Below are 26193 nucleotides of genomic sequence, written 5' to 3' on the forward strand. Positions count from 1 at the left end.
ATTTTTTATAAGAAAATTCAACGAAGTTTCCTGTTTAAAAAAGCTTCTGTTCTTCCCTTTTTCCGGGAGGAACAGAAGCTTTTTTATTTCGCGATTTTTATATCTATAAGGAAATGATTCCTATTTTTATACTTATTCTATTGGATGCAGATTTTTCAATGATACATCAAGAATCGGTGCAGAATGCGTCAGTGCACCGCTGGAAACATAGTCTACGCCGGTGTCGAGGATAGTGGCGATATTTTCTTTTGTCACATTTCCGGAGCACTCGGTTTTTGCTCTGCCGTTGATGACGGCTACCGCCTCTTTCATCTGCGCCGGAGTCATATTGTCGAGCATGATAATGTCGGCACCTGCATCTGCTGCTTCGCGGACCATATCGAGGTTTTCACACTCGACTTCAATCTTACGCACAAACGGAGCATAATCGCGTGCCATCTCGATCGCTTTTGTGACACTGCCTGCAGCTCCAATATGGTTGTCCTTTAACAGAACGCCGTCGGACAGATTGTAGCGGTGATTCTGGCCGCCACCGATTTTGACTGCATATTTTTCAAAAATACGCATATTCGGGGTCGTTTTTCTGGTATCGAGAAGGGTCGTTTTGGAACCTTCGAGCAGCTTCGCAACGCTTCTCGTATACGTTGCGATTCCGCTCATCCGCTGCAGATAATTGAGCGCGGTTCTCTCACCGGACAGCAGAACACGGATATCGCCGTTTACGGTTGCGAGCAGATCGCCTTTTTTGACTTCATCGCCGTCTTTCACATACGGAATAATCTCGGTTTTCTCATCGAGCAGCGTAAATACTCTTGCAAATACTTCCATACCGGCAATGACGCCGTCCTGTTTGCAGAGAAGCTGTACCGTTCCCTGGCAGGCTTCTGGCATGACAGCATTCGTGGTTACATCTTCACTGGAGATATCTTCCTGCAGCGCCAACAGCAGCAGATTATCCACATTTAGTGTTCTTGTGATTGGATTCATATTTGTCTTCCTTTCTGATCGCATCCCAGATGCTCTCTTTGCAGCGTTCTGCATATTCTTCCATATCCTGGTAATCTTCTTTTCTAATATCGTACCGTTTTGCAAGGAGCTTCCATTCATCTTCCTTCGGCTCCGTTGCCGTTTCTTTGCGGTCTGCGTTCTCTACAAGACCCTCTGCGGCCCATTCGGCAGCCATCTTCTTTGCCGCGCGCTCTGCGAATACAAGGCTCTCCAGCAGAGAATTGCTTGCCAGACGGTTTGCACCGTGCACGCCGTTGCAGCTCGTCTCACCTGCTGCATACAGATGATCCATCGTCGTTTCGCTATTGCTGTCTACCTTGACGCCGCCCATAAAGTAATGCTGTGCCGGTACAACCGGAATCGGTTCTTTCGTGATATCGTATCCCTCTTCCAGGCATTTCTGGTAAATATTCGGGAACCGTTCTTTTACATCGAGCGGAATCGTTTTCAGGGAAAGCCATACGTGCTTCGTGTGGTCCTTTTCCATCTGACGGTGGATCTCACGGGATACCATGTCACGCGGCTGCAGTTCATCGGTGAAACGCTCGCCATTTTTATCGAGCAGTACAGCGCCCTCTCCGCGGACAGATTCGGAAATCAGGAAACGGCGGCCTTTCTTTTGGGAATACAGCGTTGTTGGGTGAATCTGTACGTAATTGACATTTTTCAGTGCTACGTTCCTGTGGATCGCAATTGCAAGTGCATCTCCTGTCAGATGCGGGAAGTTCGTAGAATTGTCATAAATTCCGCCAATACCGCCGCACGCCCAGATCACATCCCTGGCATAAACCGGAACCAGCTTTCCTTCTTCATCCCGGATCAGAACACCCTCGCAGCCATTTTTGCCGGAAAGAATATCACACATTTCCGTGTGCGCAAGAAGCGTCACGTTCGGCAGCTTTTTTACCTGCGCGAGAAGCTTGCTCGTAATCTCCTTTCCGGTTACATCGTCGTGGAACAGGATGCGGTTGGTAGAATGTGCGCCTTCTTTCGTATAGCAGAGTTCTCCGTTCTCATCGCGACGGAAATCCACACCCCAGGCAATGAGCTGATTGATAACATTTCGGGAAGAACGGATCATAATGTCGACGGATTCCGGCGTATTTTCATAGTGCCCGGCATGCATCGTATCTTCATAGAACGCATCGTAATCGCTCTCGTTTTTCAGAACACAAATACCGCCCTGTGCGAGGAAGGAGTCGCTGTCCTCGGTATCTGCTTTTGTTATCATCAGAATATCGGCTTCCTGGGGCAGATGAAGTGCCGTAAAGCATCCTGCCACACCGCATCCTACAATCACTGCATCATAATACTTTTTCATTTCGTTTCCTCTTTTCCGCTTCTGCGTTCTGCTTATTTTGTTACTTTGCAAGCTCGAGCATTCTTAACAGCGGCGCATGTGCGTCTGAAATTTCCTGTTCGCTTAACAGAACTTCATTCTCCTCGTTTTCCAGTGCTTCTATTAATTTGTCCAATGTTACTTTTTTCATATTTGGGCAGATCTGCGTATTTCCCACTGCATAAAACTTCTTATCCGGGCAGCGCTTTTTCAGCTCCGCGAAAACACCAAGCTCGGTTGCAACGAGAAACTCGGTATCTTTACTTGCCTCGGCATATTTGATGATGCCTGCGGTGCTTCCGACATAATCGGCAAGTGCAACGACTTCACTTCTGCACTCCGGGTGAACGAGAAGCTTTGCCTGCGGGCGCGCTTCCTTTGCAGCCTTTGCGGCTTCCGGGCGGATGGCAGCATGTACGTGGCAGAAACCGTCATTTAAGATGATATGTTTCTCCGGCACCTGCTCAGCCACATAGGTACCAAGATGCTCATCAGGGATAAAGAAGATGTCGTGGTTCGGCAGTTCTTTTACAATTTTTACTGCGTTGGAGGAGGTGACACAGACGTCGGAATGACTTTTTAATTCCGCGGTGGAATTGACATAGCATACGACAGCCACATCCGGGTACTCTTGCCGGACTTCCTTGATTTTTTCAATCGCTGCCATGTGAGCCATCGGACAGTCGGCATGCAGATCTGGGAGCAGTACTTTTTTGCCCGGGTTTAAGATTTTGGCGCTCTCACCCATGAAACGAACGCCGCAGAGAACGATGACACTGGCGTCCACTTTCGTCGCCATGTCGCTTAAGTAATACGAATCCCCGATGTAATCGGCAATTTCCTGCACCTCATCCGGCACGTAATAGTGTGCCATGATGACAGCGTTTTTTTCTTTCTTTAATGCTTCCAGCTTTTCTCTTCTGGTATCCATTGGTTTTGTTTCCTTCCTATTTTTACTATAACGATTCAGAACCCTGAATCGTGATATTTTTTTAACACTTTAGCGCTTAGTATACCACAACTTTTGTCATGTGACAAGACAGTTGTAATATCCATTGTACATTTTTTTCTTTCCTGCCTTTCCCTTCCCTGTAGTCTATCATAGGAAGTACTTGTCTAAGATACAAAAATCTGTGACGCAGTAATTCACGTTCTGCAGTGCTGAAGTTTTGCATTATTTTCTGGGACTGCTATAAAAAACACCCGGAAGTTTGACGGTTGAATAATGATCTACAAAAAAAAACGGCCACAATACCCATATTTACTGGGTTTGTAACCGTTTTATCACCATACAGCTGTCAAAGACGGGATTCTATCATTTCACCTCTGGTATCTCACTATTTACCATTTCTTCCGCCGTATCTTCTTCTATTTCTGTCTTTGTCACCTGTTTGATATGCTTTTTTTTCAGATGCAGATATACGAATTCCCGAAAAATAGTATAGAACACGGAAAGCAACGGAATAAAAACAAGCATACCTATAATTCCCATAAGATTTCCGCCGATCGTAACTGCTGCAAGAACCCAAATCGATGGAAGCCCTACAGACTCACCCACAACATGAGGATAGATCAGATTTCCCTCGATCTGCTGCAGCACCAGAAATACTATAATAAATAAAATTGCCTGTTTCGGATTTACCATAAAGATCAAAAAGCTTCCCACTGCACACCCGATGAAGGCTCCGAAAATCGGGATCAATGCCGTAAACGCAATTAAAACTCCAATCAAAAGTGCATATGGCATCCTCAAAATGCTCAATATCACAACAAACATACAGCCAAGGATCACGGCTTCCAGACACTGACCTGTAAGAAAATTTGCAAATGTCTGATAAGTCAGAGAGCAGACTTTAAGAAAAGCATCTGCTTTTTCCTTTGGAAGAAAAGCGAAAAATACTTTTCGAATCTGCACCTGCAGCGTTTCCTTCTGAAAAAGGACATAGCAGGCAAAGGAAAATGCAACAAAAAAGGCTGCCAATCCACTAACTATGGAACCCACTGCTGACATTGTGATATTCATCATATTTCCTGCACCATTTCCAAGTAGGCTTATCCCCCACTTGATCGCCTGATCCGGATTAAACTGTACCTGATCTACAAGCTTCATGATTTCCTGGTTATTATGGGAAAACTCCCGGATCCAGCTTTGCATCTGCGGAATAAAATCAGCGATACTCATCATCAGGGTTCCTATTGTCCGCGTAAGCTGCGGAATCACACCAAACATCACCAGTACAATCACGCCAACCGCAAATACGATCGTGAGGAACAGGCTTATCGGTCTTGCCAGTTTTTCGACTATCTTATTTTCTTTTTTTGCCCTTCCAAAAATTTTCTTTTCCAAAAAGCTCATTGGCACGTTGGTCACAAATGCGATCGCTCCGCCAAGTACAAATGGAAATACGATCCCCCATATTGCTTTCAACACATCGAGTACCACATTAAACTTCCACAGTGCGACCACAAGAAATGCTGTAAACACAATAAGTTCCCGGATTTTTTTTACAGATTTTTTACTTATATCCACTATCATTCTCCTCTTTTTCTTAATTTCATGCGTATCCATTTAAGTAGCTGAATAATCGGAAAACTTGCAAACGCAAATTTTCAAACTCAAATTACTCCCCTTTATTAGACCTAATCGTATAACAGAATCGGTACCTCTGTCAAGATTTTTGAAATTATATTTAAAGTATAATAAGATATAGTCGCTATTTTCTTTCTTGCCTTTTCCCTTCCCTATGGTCTATAATAGAAAGTACTTGTCTAAGATACGAAATTGCTGATAAAGGAGCATTCTATATGAACAAAAAGGAAATTGCCGAAATTAAAAAACTGTTTACCCCATCCCACTGTGCGATCACGCGAATCTGCGGATGCTATGTGGATGCGGAAAAGAATATTAAGACAAAATTAAAAGAAGCGTTTCTCTCTCTCGAAGAGGAAGAAATGTTTAAGTATTTTAAGATTTTTAAAAGCACCCTCTCCGGTACCATCGGAAAGAATCTGCTGAATATGGAGTTCCCGCTCTCCCAGGAAAGTGAGGGCGGCACACAGGAGTTTCTCTTAAAACTCCGCAACAGTGAGCTGAAGGACGAAGCGCTGATTGATGAATTTTATGAAAAGGTGATGGCGGATTATCTCTATCCGGAAAACTACTATATTATTCTGATCCATGGTGCATACGATGTACCGGGACGCGCTTCTGATAATCTGGATATGGACGATGCTTCCGATTACGTCTATGAATTTATCCTCTGCAGCATCTGCCCGGTAAAACTCGACAAACCGGGTCTCTGCTACAATGTGTCCCACAATACGATTGAAAACCGCGTGCAGGACTGGGTGGTCGGCGCACCGGAAAACGGTTTTCTCTTCCCGGCCTTCACAGACCGCAACACGGATATCCACAATCTGCTGTATTTCACGAAAAACGCAGAGATGGATCAGCCGGACTTTCTCGACCACTTCCTGGGCTGTCAGGCGCCGCTTTCCGCGAAATCTCAGAAAGAAACGTTTCAGTCTATTATAGAAGAAACTCTCGATTCCGCCTGTGATTTTTCTACTGTTATGACCATTCAGGAGAACTTAAATACCATGATTGAAGAGCGGAAAGACGATCCGGAACCGGTGGTGCTCGATAAACACGAGGTAAAACGTCTGCTCGCCAGCAGCGGCGTACCGAATGAACAGCTTGACGAGTTCGACGAGAAGTACGAATCCATTGCGGATGAGAAAGCAAGCTTCGTTGCCTCGAACGTGGCCAGTACACGGAACTACGAGATCCGCACCCCGGATGTTATCATCAAAGTCAGCCCGGAAAAGGCCCAGCTCATCGAAACCCGTACGATCGACGGAACACCGTATATTCTGATCGAGGCAGCCGATGAAGTGGAAATCAACGGAATTCTTTTAAAACCGTCACGGCCATCCGATGCGGATGATACCGAATTTTAACAGCCAAATGACAGCGAGTCTTTCTCATTGTCCGAAAAAAAAAGCGGCAGTCCCAGACAAAAGGGCTGCCGCTTTTTCTTCCTTTTATTTATGCTTAGCAGAGTGCTTTTCCAAGTGCAATGCATGCTGCCTCAGCTTCATCATCTGGCGCGTCTGCGCAGATCACGCTGTCGCATACCAGCTCGGCGCCATCATTTTTGCAGCTTTCTTCCCAGGTGCGCATCCACTCGCCGTCTCCCCATCCATAGGAACCGAACAGAGCGATTTTCTTTCCGGAGAGTTTGGATTCACATGCGGAGAACATTGGCTCGAACTCGGTATCTTCCAGCTCTTCTGCCCCCATAGCCGGGCATCCGAAAGCGATTGCATCGTATGCATCTACATCATCCGCAGAGAAATCTGCGCAAGTCAGAACAGAAACTTCTGCGCCTGCCTCTTTTGCTCCCTCTGCTACTTTCTGTGCCATCATTTCTGTGTTGCCGGTTCCACTCCAATAAACTACTGCTACTTTGCTCATGTTTCAAATCCTTCTTTCTTTATTTTCTGATTCCGGGGGATTTTTCTTTCCCCGATCCTACTGCCCTTTTTATGGTATGCAGGATTTTATGTTAAACAGCTACGGTGAGCTGTAAAACGCTTCTTCCCTGCTTCCAGAGACGCAGATACACGTTTCTGCATTTCTGATAGCGCTGAAATGTTTTCTGTGTTTCGCACTCATTGCAATAGACCTTCCAGCATCCCTTGCATTTATAATTGTGGCCTTTGTTCTCAATAAAACCGATCACATCACCGAGCGGATAGTTGAGAAACACACCGATCTCATGCGGAAATCCTTCTTTACACTCTGCTACCCGGGTTTTCAGGCGATTCAGTGCATAGGCAATGTCTGTATTTTCATATCCATAGGATTTTAAAAACGCTGCATTCTCCGGATTTTCCAGCTCCTTCTGGAGAAGCCCTTCACGGTACACATAGACCAGTGCTCTCGTCTCATGCTCCCGCAATACAAAGATGTGAATTCCTTTTGGTTCCAGACAGGCACTCCAGTATGAAATCTGATCTTCCAGTTCTTCTTTGGATGAAAATGTCATATTACATAAATTTGCGGCTTTGATGGAAGCCAGCGTTGCCGAACAGTGTTCGATCAGAAATCTCTCAATCATGCCTTTTACGTCTCCTTCTTACATTGCTGCTGCGCAGTGCTCATCTAATACCGAGCGAAGTGCGGTGGCACTGCTGGTATGGATTCTTGCGATCGGAATATTGTTTTTCTTTGCTTCCTGGGAAGCAGTGATGACCATTTTGTGGGATACGGTGTTGGTAAAGAGAATCATCAGATCCGGATTCCCAATTTTTTTCTTAACGGAGCCATGCTCTTTCGGGAACACCTTTGCTTTACATCCATAGTCTTTACAGATATCTGTATATTGACACACCATTCTTTCATTTCCACCGATAATTACGACACTCATCTTCTCTACCTGCCTTTCTGTTGTTATCTTATGCTACTTGAAATTAGTTTATTCTAACTCCTGTGTTTTAAGAAAGAATCCCTCTACCGGGATCCCGTATGATTTTTGGTTTTATCCGTTGTACTTTAGTTAGCTACATCTAACTGTTGGGTATATCATACCGTTTTTGTCGGATTTTGTCAAGGATATCCTGCAAATTTTTCCGGCTTTTCTTGAGAAAATTGTATCATTTTCTTTTTCACATCACGCTGGTGAAAGAATATTCGCAATGGAAGCAGAGACTTTCCCTGCTTTTGTTAAAAAGCCGCTGGAATCTTAAGAAGAAGACTCCGGCGGCTTTCCCGTTGCTATTCTGTTCTGTTTTTTATACCGGCTCGTCCAGCAGGTTACCCATACTCTTTAAGCCAATGTAAAGAGTAGATGTATTGTGAAGCAGTGCGGAAGTGGTTGGCTGTAAAATACCGCCCACGCCGAGCAGAATCAGTCCGGCATTGAACGTAACGATAAAGCGGTAATTCTTATGAATCCGTTTCATCAGACGGTTGCTCAGCATACGAAGCACCAGAATTTCTGCCAGATCGTCTGCGGCAACGGTGATATCCGCGATCTCACGCGCAATCTCTGCGCCCTCGCTGATGGCGATTCCAACGTCTGCGGCAGAAAGTGCCGGTGAATCGTTAATACCGTCACCGATCATAATGACTTTACGTCCCTCTGCTTTTTCTTTCTCCACAAAGTTTGCCTTATCCTCCGGCAGTACCTCAGCATAGTACTCGTCCACGCCGACCTTCTTCGCGATCGCTTTTGCCGTGCGCTCGCTGTCTCCGGTCATCATGACGATCTTTTTCAGACCTGCTTTTTTCAGCTGACGGATAATTTCGGCCGCCTCCGGACGAAGCGGATCCTCAATGCAGATAACTGCTGCAAGTACACCTTCTAAGGCAAGATAGAGATGAGAATACTCCTCCGGCAGATGACGGAACTTCTCTTCCATTCCTTCCAGAATGATACTGTTCTCATCCTCAAATACGAAGTGATAACTTCCAATAATCGCTTTTTCGCCATTGATCGTTGTAGAAATACCGTGTGCAACGATATATTCTACTTTGGAGTGCATCTCCTCGTGATCCAGATGTTTCTCTTTTGCCGCGTCTACTACGGCTTTTGCCATGGAATGCGGAAAATGCTCTTCCAGGCAGGCTGCGATGCGCAGAAGCTCATCCGGGCTCTTTGTTTCGCTGAAGGATACCACCTCTGCTACGGTCGGCTGCGCTTTTGTCAGTGTTCCGGTCTTATCGAAAACGATCGTATCCGCTTCCGCCACAGCCTCCAGGAATTTACCGCCCTTTACGGTGATCTTGTGCTGGTTTGCCTCGCGGATTGCAGAGAGAACGGAAATCGGCATGGCAAGTTTTAACGCACAGGAGAAGTCTACCATCAGAATAGAGAGTGCTTTCGTTGCATTTCTGGTCAGAAGATACGTCAACGCCGTTCCGCCAAGGGAATACGGTACAAGACGGTCTGCCAGATGCTCTGCCTTGCTCTCCAGTCCGGATTTCAGTTTCTCGGACTCTTCGATCATCGCGGTAATCTTCTCGTAACGGCTGGATCCGCCGGTCTGCTTCACAAGAATGGTAAGCTCGCCCTCCTCAAGAACCGTTCCCGCATAGACAACGGAACCTAAGGTACGGCGTACCGGAACAGATTCTCCGGTCAGAGAAGCCTGGTTTACCATACCCTCGCCGTTGGATACCTCGCCGTCGAATGGAATCAGATTTCCCATATGTACGACAATCTCGTCGCCCGCAACAATTTTTTCAGACGGAACGAGAATTTCCTGGCCGTCTTTTTTCAGCCATACCTTTCCGACGTTCAGCGACATGCTGCGTGCCAGATCTCCGACGGATTTTTTATGCGTCCATTCCTCAAGCAGCTCTCCTACGCCGAGCAGGAACATGACAGAGCCTGCGGTTCCATAGTCGCCGCGGAGCATCGAAACACCGATTGCGGTTGCATCAAGAACCGGAACTTCGATCTTTCCCTGTGCCAGTGTCTGGATTCCTTTCCAGATATATTTTACGGAAACAACCGTAGTATAGATGGCACGGATCGGTGCCGGAAGAAGCCATTTTCTTCCAAAGTGGTAAATCACTTTGCTGATCAGCTTTTCCTGATATTCGTTGTTTAACGCTCTGCCGGAGCTCTCAAGCAGTCCGGTCGGCAGCTCTACTTCCTCGTAGTGGAAGAGCTGTATCATCCGAATCACAGCGGCTCGTTCTCCCTCGTAACAGATCACGGCATCGCCGGTTCTGTCATATACCTTCGCGAAAGATACCTGGTTCTGATTCTGCAGATAGTACAGCAGTGTCTCTGCCTGTACGGAGGACATGCGCTTCTGTGCCAGATGGATTCGGATTCTGCCTCTGCTTTCGTGTTTAATATAAAATTTCAAATCTTATGCCTCCTAGAAAAACACCTGCAGAGAATTCTGCAGGCGTTTTGTTTTTTCCGTATGAATACGACGTAAATCAGATGTTGCTGTGTACAGCTTATGCCTCAACCGTATCCTCTGCTTCTGCTTCAACAGCTTCCTCTGCTGTCTCTTCAGCTACATCCTCTACTGCCTCTTCTGCTGCTTCACGCTCTTCGTTGATCTGTTTTGCGTCAGCATAGATGTCCTCCGCATTCTCCTGGATGGTCGTTACCGTATCCATAACAACTTTCTTTGCACGAAGAACAGCTGCGGTGCAGTTGGTGTAAAGTTTTTTCGCATCCTTGCTGGACAGTGCTTTGATACCTGCTGTTCCGAATAATACTCCTGCTGCGAAAAGTCCTGGATGTTTTAAATCTTTGATTGTCATATTACATTTCCTCCTGTTATTAAAATAAATTTTTTCTGAATTTTACATTTTCCCCCGCTGTGGTTCACAGTATAGCACTCACCTGCTCGGTTAGACAATACGTACAGTTCTTTTTGATAATTATTTTCATTAAAACAGGGAAAACGGAAGGAATTTTCACCCGTTTTCCCCGTTTTTCAGCCTTCCACCGCTGAAACAATCACATTTTCAATATCCTGATTCTGAATATAGCCCTTTGCCTTCAGTCCGGATTTCATCACGTCCATCCACATCTCTCCGCTTAAGCGGCAGATGGTATGATCGCTCAGTTCTACGGTACAGCCCTGATCTTTGAAGCATTCTTCTCCACAGGCAATCTTGTAAAAATTTTTGCGGCTGATTGCACCGATGCTCTCCAGTGTATTCACCATGCGATACACCGTAGCAGGCCCGATGCTGCTGTCTTTCTGCAGAGCTTTATAGTAAATTTCTTTACAGCAGGAGCACTCCTCTTCCAGGATAATATCGAGCAGAATCCGTCTCTGTCTGGTTATTCTGCATCCCTGTTCCCGGAGCTTCTGAATAATCAGTTCTCGCTTCATCTGTGTTCTGTGATAATTTCTGGCTTCATGCTTTGTCTGTTCCTGCGGCATACGTTCTACCTCCTGATGATGATTCCTGTCCTGTCAGTCGCAATGTCCCTTGCACTGCCCGCAGTTACCACCACAGCTTCCCTTGCCGCTTTTTTTATCTTTAATCATACTGCGTACTGCAAGTCCTACCAGACCAACAACGACTACAAGTGTGATAAAAGTTCCCATAGAAACAACTCCTTTCTTTTCAAAAGAGTCCGCATCCTGCAGCGGATGCCGGATACGGACTCTTCATCAGATACATGTTCTCTATCTGTCACAGCAATTATTTGCTGAACATTTTGTTGGTGGAAACGCTCAGAGTTGCGCTCTCTTTGTAAGGTCTTACCAGCAGATATACAAATCCGATGATGAGCAGAACAGCAACTACCGTTCCGATTCCAAAACCGCCGCCGATGAACAGGTTACCGATCTGATAGATGCACAGGGATACAACATAGGCAAGCAGTGTCTGATATCCGATTGCAGTAAAAAACCATTTGGTATTGTTCATCTCACGTTTGATTGCACCCATTGCTGCGAAGCACGGTGCGCACAGAAGGTTGAATACCAGGAAGGAATAAGCTGCTACCGTAGATAAGCTTCCTGCGAGCTGTCCCCAGATCTCGGCACCGTCTTCTGCAACTTCACCAAAGCCGAACAGGATACCAAAGGTACCAACAACGTTCTCTTTTGCGATCAGTCCGGAAACAGCTGCAACAGCCATCTTCCAGTCGCCCCATCCAAGAGGTGCAAACAGAGGAGCGATCACGCTTCCGATGGAAGCCAGGATACTGTCATTTAACTGCTCAGCTTCCAGCATTCCGAAGGATCCGTCAACCCATCCGAAGTTCATCAGGAACCACAGAACGATGGTAGACATCAGGATGATCGTACCGGCTTTTTTGATGAAAGACCAGCCACGCTCCCACATGCTGCGGAGAACGTTGCTTACCGTCGGCCAGTGGTAAGCCGGAAGCTCCATAACAAACGGAGCCGGATCGCCAGCGAACAGTTTTGTTTTTTTCAGGATGATACCGGAGCAGATGATTGCTGCGATACCAACGAAGTAAGCACTTGGTGCAACCCAGGAAGCTCCATTAAACAGGGCGCCTGCGATCAGGGCGATGATTGGAAGTTTTGCTCCACAAGGTACAAACGTTGTTGTCATGATGGTCATTTTACGGTCACGGTCATTCTCGATGGTACGGGAAGCCATGATACCAGGAACACCACAACCACTTCCGATCAGCATCGGAATGAAGGATTTTCCGGAAAGTCCAAATTTACGGAAGATACGATCCATGATGAATGCAACACGCGCCATGTAACCGCAGGACTCCAGAAATGCCAGGAACAGGAACAGTACCAGCATCTGCGGTACGAATCCAAGTACGGCACCAACACCGGCAACAATACCATCCAGGATCAGACCCTGCAGCCAGTCAGCGCAGTGGATCGCGTTCAGCAGATTTTCAATGGCCGGCGGAATGATCTCTCCAAAGAGTACATCGTTGGTCCAGTCCGTTACAAAAGTACCTACTGTTGTGACAGATACATAATATACAACCCACATAACAACTGCAAAGATCGGAAGTGCCAGCCAGCGGTTGGTTACGATCCGGTCGATCTTATCCGATGTTGTCATGGCGTTTTTCTTGTTCTTTGTGACACAGTCACCGATGATGCTGGAAATATAAACGTAACGCTCGTTTGTAATAATACTCTCGGTATCGTCATCAAATTTGTCTTCCAGCTGTTTGATCTCGGCAGATACATCCGGAACGGATTTCATCTGCTCTGTGATCTTATCATCTTTCTCCAGAAGTTTGATTGCAAAGAAGCGTTTCTGCTCATTTACAATATCACTTCCGAGTTTGCTCTCAACGGTGCGGATGACTGCCTCCACATCCTTGTCAAACTCATGAACCGGTACAGCAGCACCTTTTTTCTGTGCAATCTGCACTGCTTTATCAGCAGCTTCTTTGATTCCGGTTCCTTTCAGAGCAGAGATGGTTACAACTTCACAGCCCAGCTTTTTCGCCAGTTTGTCGATATGTATTTTGTCTCCGTTCTTCTCAACAATATCCATCATGTTGACAGCCATGATCACCGGAATACCAAGTTCCATGATCTGTGTGGACAGATACAGGTTACGCTCAATGTTGGTACCATCTACGATGTTCAGGATCGCATCTGGTCTTTCATTAATCAGGTAATTTCTGGCTACCACTTCCTCCAGTGTATACGGAGATAAAGAATAGATACCCGGAAGGTCCATGATGGTGACATCTTTGTGGCCTTTGAGCTTTCCTTCTTTTTTCTCGACGGTTACACCTGGCCAGTTTCCTACGAACTGGTTGGAGCCTGTCAGTGCATTGAACAATGTTGTCTTACCGCAGTTCGGGTTTCCTGCGAGTGCAATCTTAATTGCCATTTTTTCCATGCCCCTCTTTCTTTGATTTTTACTGATTTTAATAACTTCACAAGCCTTACCAATATTGGCCACAGCTTGCTTTTGTTAGCATTCGCTAACAAGCAGGCAAAAAAAATTTACTCTACTTCAATCATTTCGGCATCTGCTTTTCTTAAGGATAATTCGTATCCTCTGACGGTTACTTCGACCGGATCGCCGAGCGGAGCAACTTTGCGCACGAATACGTCAACACCCTTGGTGATTCCCATATCCATGATTCTTCTTTTGACCGGACCGGAGCCGTTGAGTTTTACAACTTTAACGGTTTCTCCTACGGAAGTCTCTTTTAAAGTCTTCATCTTCTCTCCTTCTTTCCTATCAAATCAGGATTTTGGCTGCCATATCTTTTCCAACGGCTACCCTGGAATCTTTCACATTCACGATGAGATTGCCGTCGATTTCCGATACGACTGTCACGTTTCCGCCAACGACGAAGCCAAGATTTTCAAGAAATCTTCTGGTCTCTTCTTTTCCGCCAACTTTTCTGATTGTGTAACATTCGCCTGGATTTGCCATCGTTAAAGGCATAGTCAATTACCTCCTGTGTATGATAATGAGTTTCATCTCTATTTCAGTTGTTAGTATATGCTAACGTACGTTAGATGTCAACTGCTTTTTTACTATTTTTTTGTATTTTTTTCTGAAATTTACTCCGTTACTGAGAAAAAGCCTTCGTTAAGAGCCCTGTTTTTTTGAAAAATAAGGCAGAACAGAGAAATTTCGTATCTCCCTGTTCTGCCCTTTTTGCTTTCCATTTCTTTTTAGAAACGGTACATCATCTTATGCCATTTTGCACCGCCATGCGTCGAGTCGGAAAGTTCGATATATTCGTATCCGATCCTTTTGTAGAATGGAATCATATGATCCTTGCATGTAAGAACAACGGCTTTTTTGTCACGCTCTCCTGCGCTTTTTACCATATGACGCATCAGTGCTTCTCCAATGCCCTGTTTCTGGAACTTCGGATTGACGTCCAGTCCGAAAATCATCTGATAATCGCCGTCCGGGTTGTGCAGCGTGGCGTCATGGTAGAGTGCATCCGCCAGATAATCGGTATCCGCACAGCAGCCATTGCAGAAGCCTGCGATTTCGCCATCTTCAGTTTCCGCTACAAAAAAGCTGTTTTTGCAGGTTTTGTACCGCTCCATGAAGTCTTCATAACCTGCCGCCTCGGCAGCCGGGAAACATAGCGCCTCCACCTCGGCTACCTTTTTCAGATCTTCCTCTTTTACCGGACGGATCGTATACTTTACTTTTTGTTTTAAATAGGGCTTCAGTCCCGCAACGACTTCTTCCACCGTTCCATCCACGAACGGATTCTTCAGTCCGGCCAGCTCCAGCAGTGCAAAATATCCTTTGCTTCCGCCTGCCTGGCAGAGACGGTAATAATCGCCCCACGCCTTTTCCGGCTCTTTTTTGAAACGCTCAAAGAACTGGAAAGCACAGATCTGTGCCAGCGCATAATCAATATAATAGAACGGGTTCACAAAGATATGCTGCTTCTGCATCCAGAAACCGCCCTCCTCGAGGAACTTGTGGCCGTCATAATTTCTCCATGGCATATAGGTCAGCTCTAACTGATGCCAGATCGCACGGCGCTCCTTGGCCGTCATGCCGATATTTTCAAATACCTTATGCTGGAACTCATCCACACATACCATGTACGGAATCACTTCCAGCGCGCTCATCAGGTGCGCATAACGGTAATCATCTGCTTTCTCTCCAAAGAATGCATTCATCCAGGGGTATGCGAAATGCTCCATTGTCATCGAGTGAATCTCCGCCACCTCGCTTGTCGGGAATACCATATCCATAAACGGAATCTGTTTTGCCGCCGTATACGCCTCGAATGCATGGCCCGCCTCATGAGTCAGAACATCAACGTCCGCGCTCGTACCATTAAAGTTGGAGAAGATGAACGGCGCCTTGAACGTATTCAGAAATGTGCAGTAACCGCCTGTCTGTTTTCCCGGCTTCGTCTCCAGGTCAAACAGCTCATGCTCCACCATAAAGTCAAAGAACTCACCCGTCTCTTTCGACAGCTCATGGTACATCTTCTGCGCCTTCGCAACCAGTTCCTCCGTCGTTCCTTCCGGAACCGCGTTTCCTTCCGGGAAAATCAGCTCCTCATCGTAATAATGCAGCCTGTCCACTCCAAGCCGTTTCTCCTGCTCCTTCCGAAGCTCCAGGCAGAGCGGTACAATCTTCTCCTTCACCTGCGCACGGAACCTTGCAACATCCTCCGCCGTATAATCGTATCTTCCATAGCTCAGGTAAATAAATTCAATGTAAGAAGAAAATCCCAGCTTCTTCGCAATTTTATCGCGCAGCGGAACCAGCTTGTCATACAGCGCATCCAGCTCCCCGGAAATCTCTTCATACAAATCTCCCCATGCCGTCATCGCCTCTTTCCGCATCTGGCGGTCCGTACTCTGCATCGCCTTCAGAAGTCCATAAAAATTACACGTTTCGCCCTTAAATTTCGTCGAAGCATTCGCCGTAATTTTACTGTACTGCTGCGTCAGATTCGCCTCTTCGATCAGATCCTCCACGATACAGTCGTCCGCTAATTTTTGGCCAACCTCCATATTCTTCACAAAGAATTCCCCAAACTCCTCTGCAAACTCTTTGATAAACGGAGACTCCAGAATCACCTTCTCTGCCTTTTGTATCAGCAGATGGATCGCCGGAATCGTCTCATTCCAGAACTGAACCTCTCCTTCATAAAACGAATCTCTGGTGTCCACCGTATATCTTACCTGCGCCACTTCCGCCATTGTCGCCCAGGCATCCTCGCGCGTTTTTTCTTCCATAAAAAGTCCGCGCAGCTCCTCATATGATTTTGCCTCTTTGAGCGCCTTCGTATACGCTCTTACTTTTTCCTGCTCTGCCTCCATGTCCGGCCTTACGTATTCAATTTCCGAAAACTTTTTCATCTTCTCTTACCTCCTTCTATTCCAGAACGCCCAGATTTTTCAACTCATGATAAACCCGGGACGCCGGCAGTCCCATCACATTATAATAGTCTCCCTGGATTCCTTTCACAAACTTTGTCCCAAACACCGTCTGAATTCCGTATCCTCCAGCCTTATCCGACCACACAGGAGCCTCCCCCTCTTTCTCAAGAGCAAGATACCCGTTTATCTCCTCCTCTGTCATCGCATAAAACTCTACATCTGTACGGTCACAGAACGATACCACACGCTTTGCGTCCCCCTCTGTTACCGCAATCGTAACTCCAGTATACACCTGATGCACCCTTCCCTGCAACTGCTGCATCATGCTTCTGGCATGTTCTATCCCTTTCGGCTTGCCAAGGATCTCCCCTTCAAAAGCCACAACCGTATCCGCCCCGATCACAACGGCATCCCCTTCGGTAATCTCCGCAACATCCAGACATTTCAGCCGTGAAAGCTCCTCCACAACCTTCTCCGGTTCCGCAGACGTCACAACTTCTTCCGCCCCTGAAGCCTGAACCTTACACCGTATTCCCAACATCTCCATCAACTCTCTTCTTCTGGGTGACCCCGAAGCCAATATCACTTTCATCCTGCTGTCTCCTTTATTTTTTCTTTCATGACATGCATTTTTTTCACACCATGCAGCGGTCCGCGGGAATGTGCGGCTTGCGCCAGATGGCCGGATAAAATAAGTACGCCGGGAACAAACACAATCCACTCGTGTCCGTTCCCGGCGTACTTATTTTATCCAGATGCCTGAATTTCCGTCTTATGCAAAGCAAAACGATAAGCCGGGTTATGTCGTGTGTAATCATCTATCCAATGGAACTGTCGCCAGTCCCCTTAAGCGACCCACCTGAAAACATGACGGGCAGCCATATACGTTTTCTATTCGGTCTTGCTTCGGATGGGGTTTACATGGCTTTCTCTGTTACCAGAGAAACGGTAGTCTCTTACACTGCCTTTCCACCCTTACCAGAAAAAACCTGGCGGTATCTCTCTGTTGCACTATCCCTGGAGTCGCCTCCGCCGGACGTTATCCGGCATCCTGCCCTGCGAAGCCCGGACTTTCCTCACCTGGCCCCTTTCGGTCCTGCCAGCCGCGATTACATATCTTACTTTGTCAAAAACGGAACATCAGACAGTTAATAATCATATCACAAACTTTCTCTGTTGTCCATCCCCCAAATCACAGATCCCGCAAAGCAGCCTCTCATACATCAAAGCAGCTTCCCCCCACAAACTCCCGCAGAATCGAATTCTTGGGAATATCCTCAATCGGCACTCCGACAAAATAATCCAAAAACTTCAGCAGCCGCTTTGCCTCCTGGTATTCCGGCTCTCCCTCCTCAATCTGGAACAAAAGCGGCTCCGCATACAGCTTCAGCACCGAAAGCTCATACACCAGCGCTGAATTGAACATCACATCCGCCTTCTCCTGATTCGGGAAAATATTACGATCTTCCCCGCGGCGCACCGACGGCCACATCGCAATCGTCTCCTTCGCCGACGTCGCCCGTGTCCGGCTGTCACGCACCATACGCCGGATCAGCCGGCCATCCGTCGTCGGAATCCGGTTGTGCTCATCCACATTAATCTGCGTCAGCGCACTGATATAAATCCGGAATTTACTTTCCGAAGGAAGCGACCACGTCAGTTTTTCATTCAGCCCGTGAATCCCCTCCAGCACCAGCACATCGGTCTCCTTCATCTGAATAAAATTCCCCTTGTACTCGCGCTTGCCCGTCTTAAAATTAAAATACGGCAGTTCCACACGCTCTCCGTTCAAAAGTGCTGTCATATCCCGATTCAAAAGCTCGATATCCAGTGCTTCCAGGCATTCAAAATCATAATCGCCGTTTTCATCCCGCGGCGTATCTACCCGGTTCACATAGTAATTATCAAGGCTGATCGGATGCGGCGTCAGACCATGCGCTGAAAGCTGGATGGAAAGCCGGTTGCAGAACGTTGTCTTTCCGGAGGAAGACGGCCCCGCAATCAGCACAAATTTAACCTGCTTTCTTTCCGCAATCTGCTCCGCAATCTTCGCAATCTTCTGCTCCTGCAGCGCCTCCGCAATCAGCATCATCTGCTGAATATTGCCCTTCGTGATGCGTTCATTTAAGTCGGCAACCGTGGAAATTCCCATCTGCTCACCCCAGCGCTCCGATTCCCGCTGCACCTGGAACACCTTCGGGGAGAGATTCGCCGCCGGCACCGTCTCCGGCGCCTTTTTCTCCGGCATCTGCAGCACAAAGCCGTCATCGTATAAATAGAGATCAAAATACTTCAGATAACTCGTATCATACGTCATAAATCCATAATAATAGTCTTCAAAATCCCCGAGACTGTACAGATTCACACGGGAGACACGGCGGTAACGGAACAAGCGGTCTTTATCCGTCATGCCATGCAGCCGGAACCGTTCTCTCGCCTCGTGCGTATCGACACTCCGCTTATAAATCGGCACCGCCTTTTCCACCTGTTCATGCATATACGCTTTTACTTCGTCCAAAAACTCCTGATTCAGCGTGATATCGCCGTCCACCGTGTAGAAAAAGCCCGAACCCGCCGAAAAATGCAGCATCACATGGCGGATCTTATCGTAGCCTCCCACATGATACACCGCTTTTACCAGCAGAAGAGAAAGACTCCTCTGATACGTTTTATGTCCGATCTCATCCTTCGTCGTCACAAATTCCAGTTCACAGTCTTTTTTCAGCTGCTTGTGCAGCTCCCTCAGCCGTCCGTCCACCTTCACCAGGACAATCGGAGCATCCATCGTTTTCTCAAAATCTTTTGCAATCTCATAATAAGAGCAATTTTCCGGATATTCATATTTCTTTCCATCAATTGTTACCTGAATCACTTGTAATTCCTCCTTTTTGCAAAACTTTCTGAAAATTCAGAAGTAAAAACGAAGGCGCGCCCGAAAATTATAAAACCTGAAATTTTCAGACACGCCTCCTCATGATAAAACGCTGTCGTTACATCGTATGGAACCGCGCAAGCGCAGATTCCAGTATTGCCTCTTTTTCTTTTAATTCACAAAGCCTCTGTGTCGCCTTCTCCCCCGGATTGCCAGAGAGCTGGCCGATCAGCATTCTGTTCTGGTTCTGCTGCTTCTGCAGATATTCCAACAGCACCGGATTCTGGTTTTCCAGAAGACGTGGTCCATAGAAAAGCTCCTCCGCCTTCAGATCTTCCTTTTCCCCATGCACTGCCCGCAGAATCGGATAGTATTTTCCATCCTCCTCCACGAAATTCTCCTGTGCAAGGTAAAATCCGTGCTCCAGCAGCCATGCGCGCACGCGGTCGATATCTGACTGCGGCTCCAGAATCAGCTCACCAAAGCCGGACAGCAGCGGCTCACCCTCACTTAAAATCCTTACGGTGAGCCCGCCGCCCATGCCCGCGATGAGGAGAGAATCCCCCTCCCCCGCCTGCAGGGCATGAAGGCCATCGGAAAGCCGTGTTTCTATGTAGTCCCCCATGTTATACTGCGTGATATGCTCCCTGGCCCGTTCTAACGGTCCGCGGTTCACATCCATGGCGATTGCGGAGGAAATCTTCTTCTGTTCCAGCAGCGCAATCGGCACATAGCCGTGATCTGTTCCCACATCGACCAGGCAGCCGCCCGGGGTGACAAACTCCGCTACCGCGGAAAGTCTTTTTGATAACTGCATGTCTTTTCTCCTGACTGAAAACTTAGTCCAGATAATCTTTGAGTTTTCTGGAACGACTCGGATGGCGGAGCTTTCGAAGCGCTTTCGCCTCAATCTGACGGATACGCTCTCTTGTAACGTTGAACTCTTTACCAACCTCTTCGAGGGTTCTCGCACGGCCATCGTCAAGTCCGAAACGGAGACGCAGAACCTTCTGCTCACGGTCGGTCAGTGTGCTTAAGACATCCTCCAGCTGCTCTTTCAGCATGGTGAATGCTGCCGCGTCTGCCGGTACCGGCACATTGTCGTCCTGGATGAAGTCACCGAGGTGGCTGTCCTCTTCCTCACCGATTGGTGTCTCGAGTGAAACCGGTTCCTGGGAGATTTTCAGGATCTCACGCACACGCTCTACAGACATGTGCATCTCCTCTGCGATCTCTTCCGGAGTAGGTTCGCGGCCTAACTCCTGCAGTAACTGACGGGAAACGCGGATCAGCTTGTTGATGGTCTCTACCATATGAACCGGAATACGGATCGTTCTCGCCTGGTCTGCAATCGCTCTTGTGATTGCCTGGCGGATCCACCATGTTGCATAGGTGGAGAATTTGTATCCCTTGCGGTAATCGAATTTTTCAACCGCTTTGATGAGGCCTAAGTTACCTTCCTGAATCAGATCCAGGAACAGCATGCCGCGGCCGACATAACGTTTTGCAATGGAAACAACGAGACGAAGGTTGGCCTCTGCCAGACGTTTTTTCGCATCCTCATCGCCCTCTTCCATTCTCTGTGCCAGCTTGATCTCTTCCTCTGCGGAAAGAAGCGGCACTTTACCGATCTCTTTTAAGTACATGCGGACCGGGTCCTCAATGCTGATGCCTTCCGGAACGGAAAGGTCGATGTTTTCCATATCGATCTCTTCTTCCTCGGAAAGGTCGATGTCATCGTCGTCCAGAAGGAGAAGATCGCGGTCTGCCGCATTTGGATCCTCGGTCATATCGGAGAGGCGCAGTACGTCGATACCGCTTGCCTCCAGGTATTCAAATACCTTCTCCATCTGCTCCGCATCCAGCGGCATATCGCGGAAAAAGTCGTTGATTTCCTGATATTCCAGGACGCTCTTTTTCTTTTTGCCGTATGCTACCAGCTCTTTTAATTTTTCCATAAATTTTGCTTTATCGAACTCCATTGACTGTCCATCCTTCCATAGCTTGTATATATTCTGTCCCTGCCCTGCGAAATTAAACACGCAGAACAGAAGATTCCAGGGTTTTTCTTTGGTATCCAGGCCTCCTTAAAAAGCGAAATCCGGAAGTTCCCCTGCTTTCCACCGCTCCAGGCTCTTTTTGTCCGCCATCAGCTTCTGCAGCGCCGCCATATCGGTCACATTCATATGTGCCGACTGATACGCAATGCTGTTTTCTTTCATATTGCAGATCACATCATGCAGCGCGCGCCGTTTTTCCTCCTCTGTCTCCAGCGGGATTCTGGCATTAAAAAGGCCTGCAACTTCTTTCTGCTCCTCGGAATCAACAAACTGATTCAAAAGCTTTGCCGGATTCACCCCGCCCTCGTGATACTGCAGCACAATCATCTCTGCAATCTGGCGGTAAAGAGGTGTGGTAAAATCCTCCGGCGTAATATATTTTTCCAGCTTTCCAATGAGCGCCGGATAAGAGGTCATCCATGTCAGCATCAGCTTCTGTGCTTTTTCGACACCGCCCTCTTTCTCTTTTTTGTTTGCGGCTGTATTCCGCGGCTTGACACGCTCCGTCCTTCCGGCTCCTGATAGTGCCATCTGACCGACCTGCTTTCGCAGTACTTCGACGGCAATCCCGTATTTTCCCGCCACTGCCTCAAGATAACTGTTCCGCTCAATCTCATCCTCGATTGCAACAAGACGACGCACCGCCTCATGCAGGAAATCGGATTTGCCCTGCGGGTCGGCAAGGTCGAAATCGCGTTCCTTCATGCGGATCTCATACAAAACGCTGTTCTCCGCCTCTTCCAGACGTTTTTCGAACGCTTCGCAGCCCTCGTGCTGGATAAACTCATCCGGGTCCTTATACGGTCTCAAATTGACGACACGCGTTGTAAGACCAACCCCTTTGAGCATCGGAATCGCACGAAGCGCCGCTTTGACGCCTGCCTCATCGCTGTCATAGATCACAAGAACCTCGTTGGTATACCGCTTCATCAGCCCCGCCTGCAGCGATGTGAGCGCTGTTCCAAGAGAAGCTACCGCGTTATTGAATCCTGCCTGGTGCATGGAAATTACATCCATATAGCCCTCGCAGATAATCAGATTTTTTCTCCGTGAAGAGCGCGCCAGATGCAGCCCGTAGAGATTGCGGCTCTTATCGAAAATCTTTGTCTCCGGCGAGTTCAGGTATTTCGGCTTTCCATCCCCCATCACACGGCCTCCGAAGCCGATGACACGGCTGTTGGCATCCATGATCGGGTAAATGACACGGTTCCAGAACTTGTCCTGCATGCCATGCACCTCGTCCGCCAGAAAAAGGCCCGACTGACGCAGGATTTCATCGTCATACCCTTTTTCTTTTAAGAAACGGTACAGCAGGCTTCCATACTTATCTGAATAGCCAAGGCCAAATTTTCGAATCGTATCATCCGAAAGGCCGCGCCCCTTCAGGTAATCGTAGCCCTGCTTTCCGCGCTCGGTGTGAAGCTGGTAATAATAGAATTTCGCCGCCTGCTTGTTGATCTCAAGCAGCGTATTCTTTAAATCCGCCTGCTCCTTTGCTTCTTTCGAATACTCCATCTGCGGAAGCTCCACCCCGGCCCGGTCCGCCAGAAATTTCAAAGCTTCCACAAACGTAAAGTTTTCATATTCCATCAAAAACGTAAAAACATTTCCTCCGGCTCCGCATCCGAAGCAGTAATACATCTGCTTTCCTGGGCTGACGGAAAAGGAAGGGGACTTCTCATTGTGGAACGGGCAGAGCCCGAAGTAAGAGCTTCCTCTTCTTGTCAACTTTACGTAGCCGGATATCACATCTACGATGTCATTTTTCATACGAATCTCTTCCACTAAATCATCGGAATATCGCATTTTTTCCTCCCTGTATCTAATAAACCGCCCAGGCTTTCGGCACGAACAGCTCCTCGTATTTGTGCATGGAATACTGATCGGTCATACCGGCAATGTAGTCGCATACCACCTGTGTCTTGTCCTCGCCGCACCCGATCAGATTCCGGTACTCGCGGGACATCTGTTCCGGGTGCTCCTGGTAGTAGGTGTAGAGGGAAATCAGCATCTTTTTTGCCTTCTCCTCCTCTTTTTTCGCCTCCGGGTTGCGGTAGACGTTCGCGAACATCAACTCCCGCAGCATGCGCATGCCCTCGGCAATCTCCGCCGACTGGCGCACATACTCCGTTCCGCGGCTCTGCTCCACAATGTCGTGGATCAGCGTATTGAGCCGCTCGCGGCATGTATCGCCAAGGACGACGCGGATCGTAATCGGGATGTCATCCTCGCTTAAAATGCCGGCACGGATGGCATCGTCCATATCGTGGTGGATGTAGGCGATCTTGTCGCAGAGACGCACAACCTGTCCCTCCAGGGTCGACGGCTTTCCCGCCGTGCGGTGGTTCAGAATTCCATCCCGCACTTCCCAGGTCAGGTTCAGGCCCTGTCCTTCCTTTTCTAGAACCTCCACGACACGGACGCTCTGTTCCGCGTGGCGGAAGCCCCCGGGATGCACCGCATTGAGCGCCGCTTCCCCGGAATGGCCAAACGGCGTGTGTCCGAGATCGTGGCCAAGCGCAATGGCTTCGGTCAGATCCTCATTCAGATTCAGCGCCCGCGCAATCGTGCGGGCAATCTGGGACACCTCGAGTGTGTGCGTCAGGCGGGTCCGGTAATGATCGCCCTGCGCAGCGAGAAACACCTGTGTTTTGTCTTTCATCCTGCGAAAGGCTTTGGAGTGGAGAATCCGGTCCCGGTCTCTCTGGTAGACGGTGCGGATGTCACACTCCGGTTCATATCGGTCCCTTCCTCTGGAATTCCGGCTGTGCGCCGCATAAGGACTCAGCTCCTGAAATTCCCGTTCTTCAAACGATTCTCTCAAGTTCAAACGAAGACCACCTCTTTCCCGGTAATATGCCTGTAACAGTTCTTTTCATTGTCCTCCTATTTCCTATATTCGGTGCCCGATTCCGATTTCCTTTTTTATTTTTCAAATTTTTCAAATTTTTTCAAAAAAAGTGTTGACGGCTTACAACTCTGGTGCTATAATACATCTTGTCGTCAGTGAGATGACAAAAACTTAAAGAACATGCGGAAGTGCTGGAATTGGCAGACAGGCCAGACTAAGGATCTGGTGGTCATTGCGATCGTGTGGGTTCAAGTCCCATCTTCCGCATGAAATTTAAAAAACTACATAACATGCGGAAGTGCTGGAATTGGCAGACAGGCCAGACTAAGGATCTGGTGGTCATTGCGATCGTGTGGGTTCAAGTCCCATCTTCCGCAGAATGAAAACCCTTGTGCATGCAAGGGTTTTTTCCTGCTCAAAAAAAATCAGAGGAAATTCCTTTCCGGATCCCTCTGATTTCTTATTTTTCTTTTTTTCAGAATTTTCTCTGCAATTTCTGTTTTTACAGGTTCGGTCTTACAATCTTCGGTGTATAGCCAGCCTCTTCCAGTGCTTTGACAATACGGTTCTTGTGATCGGTGCCGAATGCCTCCATTGTGATGCGGAGCTCTACTGCAGCACTTCTGTTCGTTGTGAAGAACTGGTTGTGGTCCAGTTTGATGACGTTTCCGTTCTCGTTTGCAATCACCTGGGAAACGCGTACCAGCTCGCCTGGTTTATCCGGCAGAAGAACGGATACAGTAAAGATACGGTCTCTCTGGATCAGTCCGTTCTGGATCACGGAAGACATGGTGATGACGTCCATATTTCCGCCGCTTAAGATCGAAACAATCTTTTTGCCCTTGACATCCAGATGCTTTAATGCAGCCACAGTCAGAAGACCGGAGTTCTCAACGATCATCTTGTGGTTTTCTACCATATCAAGGAATGCTACGATCAGCTCATCATCATCCACAGTAATGATCTCGTCCAGGTTCTGTCTTACATACGGGAAAATCTTGGATCCCGGTGTCTGTACTGCAGTACCGTCTGCAATTGTGCTGACAGGAGATACGGTCGTTACCTCGCCTTTTTCAAAAGAAGCCTTCATACAGGCTGCTCCGGACGGCTCAACACCGATGACTTTGATGTTTGGTTTCAGCAGCTTTGCCAGTGTGGAAACACCGGTAGCCAGTCCGCCTCCTCCGATCGGAACAAGGATATAATCTACGAGCGGAAGCTCCTGAATCACTTCCATAGCGATGGTTCCCTGGCCGGTTGCAACGGTCAGATCATCGAACGGGTGAATAAAGGTATAGCCATGCTCTGCTGCAAGCTCGTATGCTTTTGCACATGCCTCATCGTACACATCTCCGTACAGAACAACCTCAGCGCCGTAGCTCTGGGTACGCTCTACTTTGATGAGCGGTGTGGTCGTCGGCATCACAATGACAGCCTTTGCACCGTAGCATTTTGCCGCATACGCAACGCCCTGTGCATGGTTTCCTGCAGATGCGGTGATCAGTCCTTTTGCGCGCTCCTCTTCACTTAAGGTGCTGATTTTGTAATAGGCACCGCGCAGCTTATAGGCGCCGGTCAGCTGCATATTTTCCGGTTTTAAGTAGACTTTATTTCCCGTCTGCTCGCTGAAATATTTGCTGTAAACCAGTTTGGTCTCCTGTGTTACTTTTTTTACAATTTCAGACGCTTCCTCAAATTTCGGGAGTGTCAGCATTTCTTCTGCCAT

At 47.8% G+C, this 26193-nt stretch carries 23 protein-coding genes, 2 tRNA genes and 1 other RNA gene; 3 read left to right on the forward strand and 23 right to left on the reverse strand.

Going from position 1 to position 26193, the window contains the following annotated elements:
- Nucleotides 1-132 precede the first annotated feature (132 nt).
- The 4 genes from nadC to DWX32_RS13615 form a co-directional block, all read right to left on the reverse strand.
- Nucleotides 133-987 carry a carboxylating nicotinate-nucleotide diphosphorylase gene (gene nadC / locus DWX32_RS13600; RefSeq protein ID WP_022462757.1) on the reverse strand — a complete coding sequence of 285 codons (855 nt, stop codon included), beginning with the start codon at nt 985-987 and terminating at the stop codon, nt 133-135.
- On the reverse strand, nt 953-2329 hold the full coding sequence (locus tag DWX32_RS13605; protein WP_118594892.1) for an L-aspartate oxidase: 1377 nt from the start codon (nt 2327-2329) through the stop codon (nt 953-955). The genes nadC and DWX32_RS13605 overlap by 35 nt, the downstream gene beginning before the upstream one ends.
- Before the next feature lie 40 nt (nt 2330-2369).
- Nucleotides 2370-3278, reverse strand: coding sequence for a quinolinate synthase NadA (nadA, locus tag DWX32_RS13610; protein WP_118594893.1), 909 nt, complete (start codon nt 3276-3278; stop codon nt 2370-2372).
- A gap of 384 nt (nt 3279-3662) precedes the next feature.
- Complete coding sequence (locus DWX32_RS13615; RefSeq protein ID WP_242991186.1) at nt 3663-4877, reverse strand: AI-2E family transporter; 1215 nt, start codon at nt 4875-4877, stop codon at nt 3663-3665.
- A gap of 275 nt (nt 4878-5152) precedes the next feature.
- Here DWX32_RS13615 and DWX32_RS13620 point away from each other — a divergent pair, with 275 nt between their 5' ends.
- A complete protein-coding gene (locus DWX32_RS13620) occupies nt 5153-6307 on the forward strand; it encodes a DUF4317 domain-containing protein (protein ID WP_022462754.1) in 1155 nt (384 codons plus the stop codon).
- A 94-nt stretch (nt 6308-6401) separates the two neighbouring features.
- Here the strand turns inward: DWX32_RS13620 and DWX32_RS13625 are convergent, their stop codons facing one another.
- The 18 genes from DWX32_RS13625 to DWX32_RS13710 form a co-directional block, all read right to left on the reverse strand.
- Nucleotides 6402-6824: a flavodoxin gene (locus DWX32_RS13625; protein WP_022462753.1), complete on the reverse strand. Its 423-nt coding sequence runs from the start codon at nt 6822-6824 to the stop codon at nt 6402-6404.
- 91 nt (nt 6825-6915) lie between these two features.
- On the reverse strand, nt 6916-7470 hold the full coding sequence (locus DWX32_RS13630) for a DUF3793 family protein (RefSeq protein WP_055228382.1): 555 nt from the start codon (nt 7468-7470) through the stop codon (nt 6916-6918).
- An 18-nt stretch (nt 7471-7488) separates the two neighbouring features.
- A complete protein-coding gene (locus tag DWX32_RS13635; RefSeq protein WP_022462751.1) occupies nt 7489-7779 on the reverse strand; it encodes a DUF2325 domain-containing protein in 291 nt (96 codons plus the stop codon).
- A 364-nt stretch (nt 7780-8143) separates the two neighbouring features.
- On the reverse strand, nt 8144-10231 hold the full coding sequence (locus tag DWX32_RS13640) for a heavy metal translocating P-type ATPase (protein WP_118594894.1): 2088 nt from the start codon (nt 10229-10231) through the stop codon (nt 8144-8146).
- Nucleotides 10232-10328: 97 nt separating this feature from the next.
- Nucleotides 10329-10640: a DUF6110 family protein gene (locus tag DWX32_RS13645; protein ID WP_022462749.1), complete on the reverse strand. Its 312-nt coding sequence runs from the start codon at nt 10638-10640 to the stop codon at nt 10329-10331.
- Nucleotides 10641-10816: 176 nt separating this feature from the next.
- Nucleotides 10817-11272 (reverse strand): transcriptional repressor, encoded by a 456-nt coding sequence (locus DWX32_RS13650; protein ID WP_022462748.1) that lies wholly within the window; start codon nt 11270-11272, stop codon nt 10817-10819.
- Between the two features lie 33 nt (nt 11273-11305).
- Nucleotides 11306-11440 carry a FeoB-associated Cys-rich membrane protein gene (locus DWX32_RS13655; RefSeq protein WP_022462747.1) on the reverse strand — a complete coding sequence of 45 codons (135 nt, stop codon included), beginning with the start codon at nt 11438-11440 and terminating at the stop codon, nt 11306-11308.
- Nucleotides 11441-11537: 97 nt separating this feature from the next.
- Nucleotides 11538-13688, reverse strand: a complete 2151-nt coding sequence (feoB, locus tag DWX32_RS13660; protein WP_022462746.1) for a ferrous iron transport protein B — start codon at nt 13686-13688, stop codon at nt 11538-11540.
- A 116-nt stretch (nt 13689-13804) separates the two neighbouring features.
- A complete protein-coding gene (locus tag DWX32_RS13665; protein WP_022462745.1) occupies nt 13805-14026 on the reverse strand; it encodes a FeoA family protein in 222 nt (73 codons plus the stop codon).
- 19 nt (nt 14027-14045) lie between these two features.
- Nucleotides 14046-14255, reverse strand: coding sequence for a FeoA family protein (locus tag DWX32_RS13670; protein WP_022462744.1), 210 nt, complete (start codon nt 14253-14255; stop codon nt 14046-14048).
- A gap of 233 nt (nt 14256-14488) precedes the next feature.
- Nucleotides 14489-16663 carry a M3 family oligoendopeptidase gene (locus DWX32_RS13675; RefSeq protein ID WP_118594895.1) on the reverse strand — a complete coding sequence of 725 codons (2175 nt, stop codon included), beginning with the start codon at nt 16661-16663 and terminating at the stop codon, nt 14489-14491.
- Nucleotides 16664-16679: 16 nt separating this feature from the next.
- Nucleotides 16680-17276, reverse strand: a complete 597-nt coding sequence (locus tag DWX32_RS13680; protein WP_117510305.1) for a Maf family protein — start codon at nt 17274-17276, stop codon at nt 16680-16682.
- A gap of 182 nt (nt 17277-17458) precedes the next feature.
- Nucleotides 17459-17809: RNase P RNA component class A (rnpB, locus tag DWX32_RS13685), an RNA gene on the reverse strand.
- A gap of 91 nt (nt 17810-17900) precedes the next feature.
- A complete protein-coding gene (locus DWX32_RS13690; RefSeq protein ID WP_243037597.1) occupies nt 17901-19556 on the reverse strand; it encodes a nucleoside kinase in 1656 nt (551 codons plus the stop codon).
- A gap of 118 nt (nt 19557-19674) precedes the next feature.
- Nucleotides 19675-20373: a tRNA (adenine(22)-N(1))-methyltransferase gene (locus DWX32_RS13695; RefSeq protein WP_118594896.1), complete on the reverse strand. Its 699-nt coding sequence runs from the start codon at nt 20371-20373 to the stop codon at nt 19675-19677.
- A gap of 22 nt (nt 20374-20395) precedes the next feature.
- Nucleotides 20396-21538, reverse strand: a complete 1143-nt coding sequence (gene rpoD / locus DWX32_RS13700) for an RNA polymerase sigma factor RpoD (RefSeq protein WP_055228389.1) — start codon at nt 21536-21538, stop codon at nt 20396-20398.
- 105 nt (nt 21539-21643) lie between these two features.
- The gene (dnaG, locus tag DWX32_RS13705) at nt 21644-23422 is read right to left on the reverse strand and encodes a DNA primase (protein WP_118660311.1); all 1779 of its coding nucleotides are present in this window, start codon (nt 23420-23422) and stop codon (nt 21644-21646) included.
- A 16-nt stretch (nt 23423-23438) separates the two neighbouring features.
- Entirely contained in the window at nt 23439-24446 is a 1008-nt protein-coding gene (locus tag DWX32_RS13710; RefSeq protein ID WP_055218880.1) for a deoxyguanosinetriphosphate triphosphohydrolase, read from the reverse strand.
- 203 nt (nt 24447-24649) lie between these two features.
- Here DWX32_RS13710 and DWX32_RS13715 point away from each other — a divergent pair.
- Both DWX32_RS13715 and DWX32_RS13720 read left to right on the forward strand, forming a co-directional pair.
- Nucleotides 24650-24734, forward strand: a tRNA-Leu gene (locus DWX32_RS13715).
- Nucleotides 24735-24759: 25 nt separating this feature from the next.
- Nucleotides 24760-24844: transfer RNA gene (locus DWX32_RS13720), tRNA-Leu, on the forward strand.
- Nucleotides 24845-24969: 125 nt separating this feature from the next.
- Here the strand turns inward: DWX32_RS13720 and ilvA are convergent.
- A complete protein-coding gene (gene ilvA / locus DWX32_RS13725) occupies nt 24970-26181 on the reverse strand; it encodes a threonine ammonia-lyase (protein ID WP_055219017.1) in 1212 nt (403 codons plus the stop codon).
- Between the last annotated feature and the right edge of the window lie 12 nt (nt 26182-26193).

Origin of the sequence: Blautia sp. AF19-13LB (genome assembly GCF_003479105.1) — a bacterium.
GTDB classification, from domain to species: Bacteria; Bacillota; Clostridia; order Lachnospirales; family Lachnospiraceae; genus Fusicatenibacter; species Fusicatenibacter saccharivorans.